A 14,890-nucleotide genomic window follows, 5' to 3' on the forward strand; every position below is an offset into this window, starting at 1 on the left:
ACCGTCACCTGACGGGGAGGCGCGCGCACCAACACCTCTAGAAGCGAAGTGCGGGCGGGAACCATCCCGCCCGCACTGCGTTTTCCCAGTACAAACCTTCTGTGACAAACCTCAGGCTCGCGCCCACGGACCCGCCCCACACCAAAACCACAGTGCGCAACAAGTCCGGCCTCACAGAATCCTGGCTACCCCCTCGGGCAATCCAGGCGTAGCCAGCGTGAGGTCACGTGAAAACGGAAGTGCTGCCACCTCGGCGTCTTCCAACCCAGCCTGCGCAATCACCCCGGCCTGCCGCGTCACATACTCCCGATCCACCGGACGCCCATGGCCCGGCGCAAACACGGTAAGCTGCGAATCCTCCAACAACCGCTCCAGGTTCTGCGCCCACCGAAACGGGGTCGCGTCATCACCCAACGCCGGGGGAGCGCCCTCCTCCACAAGGTCACCCACCAGCGCCACGTGCCCGGCAAGCAGCACAAGGTCGCCTTCCGTGTGGCCTGGAAGAACCCGGGCGGTTACGTCCAGGTCCGCAAAACCAACGCCGAGGTCGTTAAAAGTGACGCTGTCAGTCACCTCGGTCATGGGGACAAGAAGCTCAGAAGGGTCCGCGGGTAGGTCAGGCTCAAGGCTGCTGGGCACTTCGTGAAACTGCACCCACGCGCTGGCCTGCATGTCCCGGATGCATTGCGGTGAGGCGAAAAACTCGGTGACGCCCGCGCGAGCGAACGTGGCGTTGCCAAAGAAATGATCCCAATGGTCGTGCGTGTTCACAACACTGACCGGCACATCCACGAAGAGGGCGCGTCCAGACTGGGTGAGGGACGCCTCGGCAAAGGTCGTCAGAATCCTCGACGCCTGCCGCGGACCGGACCCCGTGTCCACAATCACAGCCCGGTCATCGCCCAGAATCAGGTACGAATTGAGCGCCACAGGGTCTGATGTGAAACTGAAAATACGCGTCATAACGGCAAAAACACCACCCGAATACATGCGACCGCGCTCCTCAACAGGAATGCGCCACCCGATTTGGACTTACCCGAAACTCTACGTTAGACTCATCTGGTGCCCAAGACCGTTGGTCTCAGCGTAAACGTCTAACACCTGTTAGAACGCACACGTTGACGAAGACTCGGAATGAGTGACCCGCGCAGGTGATACTGAACTTCATGAAGTCCCGTAAGGGATGTATTTGTGAGCGTTCCGTGCCTGCTGCGCGGAACGCTTTTTTCGTGTTCGCGCACCAACATGTACGAAAGGAATACCATGGCGAGGCCAGACAAGGCAGCTGCGGTACAGGAGATCAAACAGCTGTTTGAAAACTCCTCGGCCGCTGTGCTGACCGAGTACCGCGGTCTCACCGTTGCGCAGATGAAAGAACTGCGCGTTGCACTCGGTGGGAACGCCTCCTACGCCGTGGTAAAGAATACGCTGACCGCCATTGCAGCTAAAGAAGCTGGACTGGATGCGTTCAACGCAGACAACCTCAAGGGTCCATCTGCGATCGCTTTCATCTCCGGTGATGTTGCTGACGCTGCAAAGGCTCTGCGTGACTTTGCCAAGGCGAATCCTCAGCTGGTCATCAAGGGTGGACACCTCGAAGGTGCCGCACTTTCAGCTGAAGAAGTTACGAAGCTGGCTGACCTCGAATCCCGCGAAGTTCTGCTTGCCAAGGCTGCTGGAGCGCTCAAGGGAAGCCTGTACAAGGCTGCCTACGCGTTCACCGCACCTCTGGTCAAGACGGTACGTACCGTCGATGCACTGCGTGCAAAGCAGGAAGAATCCGGATCCGAAGCAGCGTAAGTTTCACCCCCATAAACCACGGTTGAACCCAACCACTCACGGAAGGACGTAGCCACCATGGCTAAGCTCACCCCTGAAGAGCTCATTGAAGCGTTCAAAGAGCTCACCCTGATTGAACTGAACGACTTCGTTAAGAAGTTTGAAGAAGAATTCGAAGTTGAAGCTGCTGCTCCAGTTGCTGCTGTTGCTGCTGCTCCTGGCGCTGGTGGCGGAGACGCTGGCGGAGCCGAAGAAAAGGACGAATTCGACGTTATCCTCGAATCCGGTGGAGACAAGAAGGTTCCTGTTATTAAGGAAGTTCGTGGACTCACCAGCCTTGGTCTGAAGGAAGCTAAGGAGCTCGTTGACGGTGCTCCTAAGCCTGTTCTGGAAGGCGTTAACAAGGAAACCGCTGAAGCTGCTAAGGAAAAGCTCGAAGCAGCTGGCGCTACCGTATCGCTTAAGTAATTTGGTAGCTCGGGTGCGGGGTCCAGTGATCCCGCGCCCGAGGTCGTTCCACATTGCCAACTGGCCGTCACCCTGCGTGGGTGGCGGCCAGTTTTGTGTGGGGTGGTAGCTGATGTGGCGCAAAGTGTGCATTGCGAATCATGACGAACTGCAGACATGCGCATACGCATATGTGATGTGGTGGACTCACTGTCTTATGAAAGGAATCACCATGTCATCAATCCGCGTGTCTCACGCAGGTTCTTTACCTCGCACGGAACAGCTCATCGCGGCCAACGCAGCTCGCTTTGACAACAACTTCAACAACGACGAGTTCCAGCGCCTTCTGCAGGACTCCGTTGTGGACCTGGTCGCTAAGCAAAAGGAACTGGGCATCACCGATGTCAACGACGGCGAATACGGTCACGCAATGGCCGCTGCCAAGGACTACGGTGCATGGTGGCACTACTCCTTTGAGCGCACCGGGGGATTGGAACTGCGCGACGTGGACTTCTTCAACGCCAAAGCAGTTCGATCGGAACCCGGCAACGTGCAGCTCACCAGTTTCCCTGACCGCCGCGACCGTAACCTGTTCCCAGGGGTGTACACAGATGGAACAGCGGGTGCTGACACTGGAACACAGCCTCAGTTTCCCACAGCAACGGGACCCGTGACCTACATCGGGCAGGACAAGGTTCAGCGTGACATTGAGAACCTGCGCGTGGCCTGCGAAAAGGCAGGCGTTGACCCGTCGACTGCATACATCAACTCTTTGGGGCCAAGCTCAGCCGCTCGTATCACCAACGAGTACTACGACAGCGACGAAGAGTTCATCTGGGCCATGGCCGATGTCTTCCGTGAGGAATACCTCGCAATCACAGAGGCCGGTTTCATCGTGCAGATTGACGACCCGTCAATCGCGGAAAACTTCGACCAGATCAACCCCGAACCGTCATACGAGGACTACCGCGCCTTCACGCGTCCACGTATCGAAGCACTCAATCACGCCCTGCGCGGAATTGACCCGCAGCGAGCCCGCTTCCACACATGTTGGGGATCGTGGCACGGCCCTCACGTCACCGACCTGCCGTTTGCAGAAATCGTCGACGACGTGCTTGGCATCAACGCTGCCGGAATCACCTTCGAAGCAGCGAACGTGCGCCACGAACACGAATGGCGGATCTGGGAAGACACCAAACTTCCTGAAGGCAAGTACCTGATACCCGGAATCGTGTCCCACTCAACCAACGTGGTGGAACACCCGGAGCTGGTAGCAGACCGCATCGAACGCTTTGCCCGTCTTGTTGGGCCAGAAAACGTTGTCGCTTCCACGGACTGCGGACTGGGTGGACGTGTCCACCCTGAAATCGCATGGGCCAAGCTCGAAACCCTGGCACAGGGAGCCGAAATTGCGTCCAAGCGACTGAGCTAACCAGAGGGGCGACGAGGTTCACCGAGGTGCAACCTGGGTGACACTCCGCGTTTGGAATTGCGGGGGATGATGTGGCCGTTGTTCGGCGCGAGCGATTCACACAATCGCTCGCGCACTCGGTCCACACTTTCTGAACTGGAGAGTTATGAAGTCTCTTTTCCGCAATGCACGGTCTGTTGTCCGTGGCACCGCCCTTGCATCAGCCTTGGCCGTCTCCACACTGATGTTCACCGCGTGCGATGTTTCCGACGCCGGTAACGGTGGAGACAAGGCTGAGGGCAGCGGTGAAATCAACCTCTACACCTCAGAACCTGAAGCAAAAATCAACGAAGTCATTGACGCGTTCAACAAAGAAAACCCAGACATCCAGGTCAAGGTCTTCCGCGCTGGAACCGGTGAACTAAAGACACGTATCGCCTCAGAGAAGAAGTCGGGAAAGATCGGCGCTGACGTACTCCTGGCCGCTGACGTTCCCACGTTTGAAGGGTTCAAGAGCGAAGACGAACTGATCAAACTCGACAACGTCGAAACAGACGGAATCGAAAAAGAGCAGGTCGACGCGGACGGGTACTACGTGGGAACTCGCATCATCCCCACCGTGATCGCATACAACAAGGACAAGGTAAAGGAAGCTCCAAAGTCCTGGGCAGAACTCACCGACCCTAAGTTCAAAGAACAGATTGCAATGCCCAACCCGGATGTTTCCGGCGCGGCAGCGTTCAACACCGCACTGTGGCTTGACCAGCCAGAACTGGGCGAGGACTGGCTCAAGAAGCTCGGCGAAAACAAGCCAAAGGTGCTGGAATCTAACGGTCCGGTCGCGCAGGCCGTTGCTGATGGTTCGTCACCTCTGGGCGTTGTCGTGGACTACCCAGTGCGCGACCTCGCCGACAAGGGTTCACCCGTTGCAGTGAGCTACCCTTCAGACGGCGTACCGTATGTGAACCAGCCTGCCGGTGTGTTCAAGGACTCGGAGAACCCGGATGCGGCGCAAGCGTTCGTGAGCTTCCTGGTGTCCAAAGAAGGGCAGGAGTTGGCAGTTAAGCAGAACTACGTGCCGATTCGCTCTGACGCCGGCGCACCTGAAGGCGCACCTGCTCTTACCGACATCAACCTGATCCAGCCGGACTACGCCAAGGTGAAGGAACAGCAGGACGGTGCAGTAGAGAAGTTCAAGGAGATCATGGGGTGAGTTTGACTCACCACAGTTCCGACTCCCGGGGATCCACGTCCGCGCAGAGTTCAAAGCGCGGTAAGGTCTCGCGGGAGTCGGGGCTTCGTGTCCCAGGGCTACGACTCGCAGTTTGGGTCGCTGTCCTGGTGACGATCGCTCTTCCACTCACAGCGGTGGTGTCAACGGGCCTGAGCTCTTCCGGGCTGGAAGTGTTCCGCAACCCCGACCTGTTGACAGCCATAGGCAACTCGCTGGTGAGCTCCGGGTGCGCAGCACTGGGCGCAACTGTGGTGGCGCTCGCGCTTACGATCGCACTCGACAGGTTCAAAGTTCCGGGCGCTAGCGTCTTGCGTTGGCTGTTCCTGTTGCCGTTCCTGATCCCGCCGTTTATCAGCGCGATGTCGTGGATCGCCCTGTTTTCACCGTCGGGTCCACTCCGCTCGCTCTTAGGAACAGTACTCCCGACCAACATTTACGGCGCCGGGGGAGTGATCCTGCTACTGACCATCACGTCGTGGCCCATGGCGTATTTGCTCATCAGCTCTGCCATGACGCGTATCCCCAGCCAGCTCGAAGAGGCCGCGCGCGTGTCCGGCGCATCGACAGCCCGCATCTACACCACGGTCACGCTCCCGCTGCTACGACCCGCACTCATGGCGTCGCTGGTCCTGACGTTTGCCAGTAACCTGTCGGACTTCGGAATCCCCGCGCTTTTAGGACTTCCCGCCAACTACACCACCCTCACCACGCTGGTGTACCGGTTCATCGCGTCGCACTCAGTGCACAACCCGCTTCCGGCCGCTTCGGCTGTCGGAACGATTCTTCTTGCACTCGCATGCCTGGCAGTCTTCGTTCAGCGCTCTACCGGAACGACCTCGGCGGCGGCATCCACACGAGTCACCCAACCGGCCGCGCGCACCCCACTTCTCTGGGCGCTCACCGTGGTCCTCTGGGCGGGAGCTATCATCGCGACCGTGCTACCTCTCCTCGCGCTCATCCGCCAAGCGATCCTGCCAGCCCCAGGCGTACCACTGCGAGCAGACACCGTCACGTTCGCGAACTTCACGCACGCACTCTCTAACCCTTCTGTACTGTCCGGCGTGGGTAACTCAGTGCTCCTGGCCTTAGGTGCCGGTCTCGCATGCACTGTGCTGGGGTGGGTGATCGCACTGCTCTTGACCCGTACCCGCAGCTTCGACAATGTGGGACTCGACATCTTCGCACTCCTCCCGCAGGCGCTCCCGGGTCTGGTCGTAGCTGTCGCGTGGCTCTTGGTTTCCCCGCTACTGGGAATCTTCAACACGCTGTGGGCGATACTCGCCGCGTACGTCATGGCGTTCAGCGCGATCGTCGTCCAAATGGTCCGCCCCACCTCCGCGGCCTTGAGCCGGTCCTTCGAAGAAGCCGCGCAAACCGCAGGTGCCAGCCCCACCCGAGCCCTTTTAACCACCTCGGGCCGATTCACCCTCCCCATTGCCGTCACAGGGGGAGTGGTGGTCGCCCTCACCGCCGTTCGCGAACTCACCATCTCGATCCTGCTGGTAGCCCCCGGCACCCGCACCTTGGGAGTGGTCATCTTTAATCTGCAACAGGCGGGCGACTACTCAGCGGCCAGTGCGCTCGCGGTCTTGGTGTGCCTGGCCGGCATCCTGGGGTTGGGCCTCGTCACCGCCCACAACCGAAAGGCCAAACCATGACAGCCCTTGAACTCAACGACATCAACGTGCGCTACCCCGGAGGTGGCGGCTTGTTCGACATCTCGCTCACGGCGCAGACCGGTGAGTTCATCTGTCTGGTGGGCCCATCTGGGTCGGGTAAGACTACGCTGTTGCGCACCATCGCGGGGTTCTTGCGTCCCGTGTCGGGCGGTATGCGGATCAATGGCGCCGAGGTCGTTTCCGACTCTGCGTTCCTGGGCCCTGACAAGCGCGGGCTGGGTATGGTGTTTCAGGATCACGCGGTGTGGCCGCACATGTCGGTGGGGCAGAACGTCGCCTACCCGTTGCGGGTGAGTGGGCTCAAGGGCGCCGAGGTGCGCGACCGTGTCGCTCAGACTCTCACCCAGGTGGGGCTTGCCGGGATGGCGGACAGGAAGCCAGACTCTCTGTCTGGTGGGCAACGGCAGCGTGTGGCAATTGCCCGGGCAATCATTGCGAAACCGAACGTGGTGCTGTTTGACGAAGCGCTTTCGTCTCTGGACGAGCCGTTGCGTGCGGATTTGCGTGGCCAGCTCAAAGCGCTCACTGAAGAGCTTTCGCTGACCGCCGTGTATGTAACGCACGACCGCTCTGAAGCCCTTGCACTGGCCGACAGGATCGCAGTGCTCAAGTCCGGGCGAATCATCCAGTACAGCGACCCTCAACAGGTGTTGAACGCTCCGCAGGATCCGTTTGTTGCGCAGTTCATGTCCGATGCCGGCCTGTTTCCTGTCACGCTTGCAGGCGGAGACGGCGAGAGCGAGCGTGATGGCGATGGCGGTGGGGCCGTTGCTCTTGAAAACGGGTCACGGGTCACCGGTTTCACCCGCATGCATGCCGAGGTGGACCCCATCCTCGCTGTAGGTGAGGGTGACGCGCGTGTGTGTTCTACCGGGGAGGGACACGTGGACGGAACGGTTGAGTCTGTTCTGTTCGACCGCGCGGGCTGGCTAGTGCAAGTGAGCGTGGGGGATCAGGCGCTGACCGTTTTGACTGCGGGTGATCGTCCTCGCGTGGGCGATACGGTTGGCGTTAGGTTCACGGGCGGGACGCTGTTTTCACGCGAAAACCCGCGCTGATCTGGCCCTTCGAACCTTCACGAGTTTGGCGGCCGGAACCTGTCGCTTGAGTTCCACTCCTGGGGAGCGGGCCGTCCGTTATCAGCCTGATGTTGCGGAGCCTGCGGTGGAGCGTTGAATGGCTCCCGCGTCTGCGGAGGTTGCGGCACCTCTCGTTGGGGAGGGTGTGGCTGTTGCCGTTGCACCTGCGGAGGTTGTGGCGCCTGCGGCGGTTGTGGCACATCCCGCCGAGGTGCCTGTGGTGGTTGAGGGTGTTGCCGGTCCTGAGCGGCCCCGAACGGCTGACCCGGCTGATCTGCACGTGCATCATCTACGGGTTTCCGGTTGCCACGTAGCAGCATCCACACAACGACCCCAATGATGATGAGCGCAAGAACAACGAGTACCAGCCACACAACATCACGCAGCAACCACACGGCTGAAAGAGCCAACGTTCCAACGGAACACCACACCAAAACTGGTCGGTTGGTAAGCGCCCCCATGATGAGGAAGAACACCAGCCACGACAAGAACACGGCCGTGTAGAAGCCACCCGAGATCAGCGCCACCAGCAGGCCAATGAACGTCATGAGCCCGAACGTGACATACAACCTCACCTGCGTACCAACGCGACGGGAGGCAAGCCAGGGGAAACCACCTCGGCCACCATAGATCCACGCCCAAAACAGTGCGGTGAGCGCCACGATGTGCAACGGCACATAGAAATTCCAGCGCACCAGACCGCTTAACGAAACCGCCAGCCCCAAAGCGCCCACATAACTGGCGATCTCAAAGAACACCGCACGGTGACGACTCACCCGCACAGCAGTCATGACTGTGGCAGCGACTGCCAACAGAATCAGGCCAACGACAACCCTGGCAAACGACGGAATCGGCACCGCGGAACTATCGATGAAGGCTGCAGGTAGCAACGCGCCCAGCAAGATCAGCGTCGCGGCAACCAAGCTTGCAAGAGCTTTCCGCTTAACCAGCACCTGCACCCAGTGAACCGCGTACAAGATGGCCCACGCAATAATGTTGGCCAGTACAAAGTGGTTGACCCCCTCCAGGAACGGGGACGTCACAGATCGTGCAAACGTGGGGACAGTGGCCATAGTGGCCAAAATGAACCACTGAACCCGCATCACGTGAGTCACGTACACAATCACTGCGGTCGCCAAGACGCTCGCTATTGTGAAGAAGTACCAGTCTTCGAACTTAGGCGCTACAGCCCCAACCGCGTGTACGCACACGGCGGCCGCATACAAAATAACAAACACTGGAGCCGGAGACGGCTCAAACTGTGCGACCGGACCATTCTGAGCACGTTTTGCGTGCTCGGACTTCGCAACCTCAACCCGCCGCTGATGCTCGGGCCGCGTCAAGCGACGTGCCACATCAAATCCGACAAGCAACGCCACCAGATCAATCGCGGTCGCAGACACAAACAAGGTCGCATAAGGGAAATTTGGGGCAAGCGCGATCGTCAATACATTGATCGCGCCCAAACCAGTCACAATCAGACTCGCAATTGCTGCATACTGCGCTCGCCGGTAACGGCCACGCGCATAGCGACGCGCATAAACAATCATGAGGCCCGCCGCTAATAGCGCGAAAAAGGTAAGCGAAAGAGGACGCGAGAAGATCCATCGCCATGAGTCGCGACTACCCGCAATGACCGCGTCAACACCGAACGAAAAAGCAAACAGCAACGGAACTGTTGACAGTGTGAAGAGGCCCGAACGCACGAGGAAAGCCAGCCCCACTAAAACCAAAACCAGCACAGACAGGACGACCAAGTGCCACGCCTGCATCCCATAGAACAGGGCAAGAAATGCCGGGGCGAACGCGCTCGCAGGGAAGATCGCCGTGTAAAACGGTGAGGAAATGCGCAAACGGCGGCGACTACGACCTCGGGGACTGACAATCCACCCGGTGAACAGCGCGTCAGCCACGACAAAAACACCCACTGCAATGACGTAGCAAATGACGACGGTGGACTTATCGCCGCCAATGAAATGAGCAACAACGCACGCAAGTGACACGGCGAACATCACGGCTGACCCGTATCCCAAAGCGCGCTGTAGGGGAGTGTCTGTCGTAACAGCAAACACCAAGTGCATCGCCGCGAGCAAAGCAAAGATGATCCCGGCCGGGATATAGAGCCTGCCGTCAGTGCCCTCGATCCGGAACCCCGTGACCGCTGTGCCCACCAGGAAACACGCGGTCGTCACGATGTGCGTTGTTAAGCGGAAAGCGGTGTTAGCTCGACGAATAAGCGCTTCCACCACATGCCACAGTCCCACGACAAGGAACGCAAGGCCGGTGGCGAATCTGATCGCATCGTCTGTATTGCTGATCAGTTTAGCGATGGCGTTTGCTGTTAGGGCAATCGTGAGCGCTCCAGTCACGCGGGCAACAATGGCTTGCCATCCCCAACGGTTCAGGCTGGCAGAAAGGACATAGAACACGGTCAAAAGACCAAACAGGATTGCCCACTGGTATGTGACTGGGAACGGCTGCACGAACAAGCACGCGACAGCAGACGCCGGTGCCAGAATCTCACCTAAGAGCATGTGCGGGCGCACGAACCTCTTGGGTAGCCGGTTGCGTGCCAAAGCCCCGACAAGCGCGAAAACTGTGGCCGTCGCCATGAGCCCGTAGAAGAACGCCACAGGTGGCAGTGCCGCGAAATTCACGATGGACAACACCAATGAACCCACGAACAGCAGGCCGAACCACATGATGGTTTCGGACTTCAGCAAGATCGCTGCCAGCACATACGCGATCACGCCCACCAGCGACGCCGCGAACCACGCAACTGAACCTGGAATCGAGTCACTGGCTCCTAACAGCCCGGTCGCAATGGGAAGAAGCGCGATTCCAAGGGCCACCAACGCAAAACCAACAGGCTTGAGCCGGGCAGACAGGGCGTGAATAACAAGACCCGCTACATAAGACAGAGCCGCGACAACCCCAATTGCCACCGCCCGCACGATCGGTGACCCCGTCACACTTGCGAACGTGATCGCCGCAGCGATGAGGAATAAACAAGCAACACCCAGAAGAATGTTAGGCATCCACGCGGTAGAGGATTGCTGTTTCTGAACCGACTGGTGGGGGAGCTGTGGTTGCTGCTGGGCTGGCTGGCTGGGCTGACTGGGCTGGCTCGCCTGTAGAGAGCTGTCAGCGAAACCTGGGTAGCCGGAATAACCGGAGTTCTGTTGGTGCTGCGGGGCTCGTTGGTGGTGCTGCGCGACGGGCTGTTGCGGTGCCTGCGGTTGCTTCGGCGCCTGTGCATGATGGGGGACAGGTTTCTGTCGCCGAGGTCGTGCCCGGCTACCCGTTCGTGTTCGGGCTGACGCGGTCGTAGCGTTCAGGACGATGCCGGCCACAAGTACGGTAAATACGCTGATCCACGAAAAGAATAGTAGCCAACCTTGTGTCACGACAGTCACTCCCCTCTCAGCAAGAAACATAGCACCGGGGTTGTGCCGAAAATGAGTTATCCACAGGGGGAGTGAGGCTTCGTTGCAGATTTGTCTCATAGTGTGCGAGTTTCCACAACCGGGTGTCGCATCAACGGCCGTGGCCGGTTCACCAGCGTGAACACCATGTGTGAAAAAGCGCGAGCCAAGAGACGAGAGCAAAAAGAAAGAACTCTACCACAAGGCTCTTGCGTGGTTTGGCATTTGTGGTTAAACTGGTGGTTTGCGTTGCGGTGACTTCATTTTGCCTTCATATAGCGGTGGGCGTGAACTGCAACGCTCGGAGATACAACCACTGTGGAAGGATCCCATTGGCCGTCGCCAACGAAAACACAAGGACCGCTAACCCGCCCAAGCGCGTTTCCTTCGCGAAGATTCACGAACCACTCGAAGTTCCTAATCTGCTTGGTCTGCAGATCGACAGCTTCGACTGGCTGGTCGGAAACGAACGCTGGCAAGACCGTGTTGCTGAAGCGATTGAGAACGGAGACGACTCAGTTGCCACCACCTCGGGTCTTGAAGACATTTTTGAAGAAATCTCGCCGGTAGAAGACTTCTCTGGAGCGATGTCGCTGTCGTTTAGCGACCACCGCTTCGAGCCACCAAAATACTCAATCGACGAGTGTAAAGAACGTGACATGACGTACTCGGCGCCACTTTTCGTGATCGCCGAATTCATGAACAACAACACGGGTGAAATCAAGTCCCAGACCGTGTTCATGGGTGACTTCCCACTCATGACCGACAAGGGAACGTTCATCATTAACGGAACCGAACGTGTTGTCGTTTCCCAGCTGGTGCGCTCGCCAGGTGCGTACTTCGAGTCCGTGCCGGACAAGACCTCGGACCGCGACATCTACACCGCGAAGATCATCCCGTCCCGCGGTGCTTGGCTGGAGTTCGAAGTCGACAAGCGCGACCAGGTTGGTGTCCGTCTGGACCGTAAGCGTAAGCAGTCGGTCACGGTTCTTCTGAAGGCGCTGGGCTGGACCGATTCACAGATCCTTGAAGAGTTTGGCGAGTTCGACTCCATTAAAGACACTCTGGCCAAGGACACGGTCAGCACCCGCGAAGAAGCACTCCTGGACATCTACAAGAAACTGCGTCCAGCTGAACCTGCAACCGTCGACGCGGCTGAGACTCTTCTACGCAACCTCTACTTCAACCCCAAGCGTTACGATCTGGCCAAAGTCGGTCGCTACAAGATCAACCGCAAACTGGGTGTCGACGAGGCTCTGACTCAATCAGTTCTGACCGTTGACGACATCGTGGCAACCATCCGCTATATTGTCAGCCTGCACGCTGGCAAGGAAACCATGCCAGGTGTTCGCGGTGGCGAAAAGACCGACATCCGCGTAGCACTCGACGACATCGACCACTTTGGTAACCGCCGTATCCGCGCGGTTGGTGAACTGATTGAGAACCAGGTGCGCACCGGTCTGTCGCGTATGGAACGTGTGGTCCGCGAACGCATGACCACGCAGGACGTCGAAGCGATTACGCCTCAGACGCTGATCAACATTCGCCCGGTTGTTGCTGCGATCAAGGAGTTCTTCGGAACCAGCCAGCTTTCGCAGTTCATGGACCAGAACAACCCGCTTGCAGGTCTGACACACAAGCGTCGTCTGTCTGCTCTGGGTCCTGGTGGTCTTTCACGTGACCGCGCAGGTATGGACGTGCGTGACGTTCACCCGTCGCACTACGGCCGTATGTGCCCCATTGAAACCCCGGAAGGCCCCAACATTGGTCTTATCGGTTCGCTCGCGTCCTACGCACGCATCAACCCGTTCGGTTTCATTGAGACCCCGTACCGCAAGGTTGAAAACGGTGTTGTCACTGACAAGACGCAGTACTTGACTGCCGACGACGAACTCGAATACAACATCGCGCAGGCTAACGCCCCACTGACCGATGACCAGAAGTTTGAAGAAGAATTCGTTCTTGCCCGCCCAATGGGTGGTGGCGGTGAAGCGGACCTGATTCCCGCTGACGAAATCCACTTCATGGACGTTTCTGCACGTCAGATGGTGTCGGTTGCAACCGCGCTGATTCCGTTCCTGGAGCACGACGACGCTAACCGCGCCCTCATGGGTGCGAACATGCAGCGCCAGGCTGTTCCGTTGGTTCGTGCGCAGGCACCATACGTTGGTACGGGTATGGAGTACCGTGCGGCAGTTGACGCTGGTGACGTCATCGTGGCTGAAAAGGCCGGTGTGGTGACCGAGGTGTCCGCCGACTTTGTGACCGTCATGAACGACGACGGAACCACCACCACGTACAAGGCTGAGAAGTTCCGTCGCTCCAACCACGGAACCTCCTACAACCAGCGCATCATTGTTGACCAGGGTGACCGTGTTGAGGTTGGCGCTGTTCTTGCTGACGGGCCGTCCACCGAAAACGGTGAAATGGCTCTGGGTAAGAACCTCCTGGTGGCATTCATGTCCTGGGAAGGTTACAACTTCGAGGACGCGATCATTCTGTCCCAGCGCATGGTGCAGGACGACGTTCTTTCGTCGATCCACATTGAAGAGCACGAAATCGATGCTCGTGACACCAAGCTGGGTGCTGAAGAGATCACGCGCGATATCCCGAACATTTCCCCTGACGCGCTGGCTGAGCTCGACGAACGAGGAATCATCCGCATCGGTGCTGAAGTCACCGACGGTGACATCTTGGTCGGTAAGGTCACGCCTAAGGGTGAAACCGAACTTACTCCAGAAGAACGCCTCTTGCGTGCGATCTTCGGTGAGAAGTCCCGTGAAGTCCGCGACACCTCGCTGAAGGTGCCACACGGTGAGACCGGTACCGTCATTGGCGTCAAGGTCTTTGACCGTGAAGACGACGACGAACTGTCGCCGGGTGTTAACCAGCTGGTTCGCGTGTACGTCGCTCAGCGCCGCAAGATCACCATTGGTGACAAGATGGCTGGACGTCACGGAAACAAGGGTGTTATCTCCCAGATCCTTCCGGTTGAAGACATGCCGTTCATGGAAGACGGAACCCCTGTCGACGTCATCCTGAACCCGCACGGTGTTCCTCGTCGTATGAACATCGGTCAGGTTTTCGAAATCCACTTGGGTTGGATCGCAAACCAGGGATGGCGCATCGAAGGTAACCCCGAATGGGCCAAGGAGCTGGCCGACGGTAAGTTCGAACTCGAAGCGGAACCGGGCACGAACGTGGCAACGCCAGTGTTCGACGGTGCGCACCAGCACGAACTTCGTGGTCTGCTCGACTCGACCCTGCCCAACCGTGACGGTGAACGACTGATTGACTCCACCGGTAAGGCGCGTCTGTTCGACGGCCGTTCCGGTGAACCGTTCCCGTTCCCGATCTCGGTCGGTTACATGTACATGCTTAAGCTGCACCACCTGGTCGACGACAAGATCCACGCGCGTTCGACCGGACCGTACTCCATGATTACCCAGCAGCCACTGGGTGGTAAGGCACAGTTCGGTGGTCAGCGCTTCGGTGAAATGGAAGTGTGGGCACTGGAAGCTTACGGTGCCGCCTACACACTCCAGGAACTGCTCACCATCAAGTCCGACGATATTCCTGGCCGTGTCAAGGTCTACGAAGCAATCGTTAAGGGCGACAACCTTCCTGACCCTGGAATTCCGGAGTCCTTCAAGGTTCTTATCAAGGAAATGCAGTCCCTGTGCCTCGACGTGGAAGTGCTGTCCTCAGACGGCCAGTCAGTTGAGATGCGAGACGACGACGAGGTGTACCGCGCAGCTGAAGAGCTGGGCATCAACCTCTCGCGTAACGAAGCAAACACCGTCGAAGAAGTCTGATCTACCTGAAATTTTGGCCTA

The 14,890-nt window shown here is 58.5% G+C and carries 10 protein-coding genes; 8 read left to right on the forward strand and 2 right to left on the reverse strand.

The features are described 5' to 3' along the window. Positions 1-171: 171 nt before the first annotated feature. Entirely contained in the window at positions 172-963 is a 792-nt protein-coding gene (locus JOE56_RS07705) for an MBL fold metallo-hydrolase (protein ID WP_204515531.1), read from the reverse strand. Positions 964-1,263: 300 nt separating this feature from the next. On the opposite strand from JOE56_RS07705, the gene rplJ reads away from it, so the two are divergent. The 6 genes from rplJ (at position 1,264) to JOE56_RS07735 (ending at position 7,608) form a co-directional block, all read left to right on the forward strand. After that, a complete protein-coding gene (rplJ, locus tag JOE56_RS07710; RefSeq protein WP_102238539.1) occupies positions 1,264-1,800 on the forward strand; it encodes a 50S ribosomal protein L10 in 537 nt (178 codons plus the stop codon). Positions 1,801-1,857: 57 nt separating this feature from the next. Continuing rightward, positions 1,858-2,247, forward strand: a complete 390-nt coding sequence (gene rplL, locus JOE56_RS07715) for a 50S ribosomal protein L7/L12 (protein WP_102238540.1) — start codon at positions 1,858-1,860, stop codon at positions 2,245-2,247. A 211-nt stretch (positions 2,248-2,458) separates the two neighbouring features. Then, a complete protein-coding gene (locus tag JOE56_RS07720; protein ID WP_204515532.1) occupies positions 2,459-3,658 on the forward strand; it encodes a cobalamin-independent methionine synthase II family protein in 1,200 nt (399 codons plus the stop codon). A gap of 145 nt (positions 3,659-3,803) precedes the next feature. Next, entirely contained in the window at positions 3,804-4,850 is a 1,047-nt protein-coding gene (locus JOE56_RS07725; protein WP_239271368.1) for an ABC transporter substrate-binding protein, read from the forward strand. After that, positions 4,847-6,529 (forward strand): ABC transporter permease, encoded by a 1,683-nt coding sequence (locus JOE56_RS07730; protein WP_338028649.1) that lies wholly within the window; start codon positions 4,847-4,849, stop codon positions 6,527-6,529. The genes JOE56_RS07725 and JOE56_RS07730 overlap by 4 nt, the downstream gene beginning before the upstream one ends. After that, the gene (locus JOE56_RS07735) at positions 6,526-7,608 is read left to right on the forward strand and encodes an ABC transporter ATP-binding protein (RefSeq protein WP_204515533.1); all 1,083 of its coding nucleotides are present in this window, start codon (positions 6,526-6,528) and stop codon (positions 7,606-7,608) included. The genes JOE56_RS07730 and JOE56_RS07735 overlap by 4 nt, the downstream gene beginning before the upstream one ends. A gap of 17 nt (positions 7,609-7,625) precedes the next feature. Here JOE56_RS07735 and JOE56_RS07740 read toward each other — a convergent pair whose 3' ends face one another. Continuing rightward, complete coding sequence (locus tag JOE56_RS07740; protein WP_204515534.1) at positions 7,626-10,667, reverse strand: hypothetical protein; 3,042 nt, start codon at positions 10,665-10,667, stop codon at positions 7,626-7,628. Between the two features lie 47 nt (positions 10,668-10,714). Here JOE56_RS07740 and JOE56_RS07745 point away from each other — a divergent pair, with 47 nt between their 5' ends. Together JOE56_RS07745 and rpoB are read left to right on the forward strand one after the other, a co-directional pair. After that, on the forward strand, positions 10,715-10,960 hold the full coding sequence (locus JOE56_RS07745; protein WP_204515535.1) for a hypothetical protein: 246 nt from the start codon (positions 10,715-10,717) through the stop codon (positions 10,958-10,960). 426 nt (positions 10,961-11,386) lie between these two features. Then, the gene (gene rpoB, locus JOE56_RS07750; protein WP_204515536.1) at positions 11,387-14,869 is read left to right on the forward strand and encodes a DNA-directed RNA polymerase subunit beta; all 3,483 of its coding nucleotides are present in this window, start codon (positions 11,387-11,389) and stop codon (positions 14,867-14,869) included. Positions 14,870-14,890 lie beyond the last annotated feature (21 nt).

The sequence above is a fragment of the Brevibacterium paucivorans genome (assembly GCF_016907735.1).
In the GTDB taxonomy this organism is placed as follows: Bacteria; Actinomycetota; Actinomycetes; order Actinomycetales; family Brevibacteriaceae; genus Brevibacterium; species Brevibacterium paucivorans.

What these genes read in the sequence shown, in the direction of transcription:
- JOE56_RS07735 (WP_204515533.1), top strand. Translation starts at nt 6,526, where the DNA reads ATGACAGCCCTTGAACTCAACGACATCAACGTGCGCTACCCCGGAGGT.
- JOE56_RS07725 (WP_239271368.1), top strand. Translation starts at nt 3,804, where the DNA reads ATGAAGTCTCTTTTCCGCAATGCACGGTCTGTTGTCCGTGGCACCGCC.
- rplJ (WP_102238539.1), top strand. Translation starts at nt 1,264, where the DNA reads ATGGCGAGGCCAGACAAGGCAGCTGCGGTACAGGAGATCAAACAGCTG.
- rplL (WP_102238540.1), top strand. Translation starts at nt 1,858, where the DNA reads ATGGCTAAGCTCACCCCTGAAGAGCTCATTGAAGCGTTCAAAGAGCTC.
- JOE56_RS07720 (WP_204515532.1), top strand. Translation starts at nt 2,459, where the DNA reads ATGTCATCAATCCGCGTGTCTCACGCAGGTTCTTTACCTCGCACGGAA.
- JOE56_RS07705 (WP_204515531.1), bottom strand. Translation starts at nt 963, where the DNA reads ATGACGCGTATTTTCAGTTTCACATCAGACCCTGTGGCGCTCAATTCG.
- JOE56_RS07740 (WP_204515534.1), bottom strand. Translation starts at nt 10,667, where the DNA reads ATGCCTAACATTCTTCTGGGTGTTGCTTGTTTATTCCTCATCGCTGCG.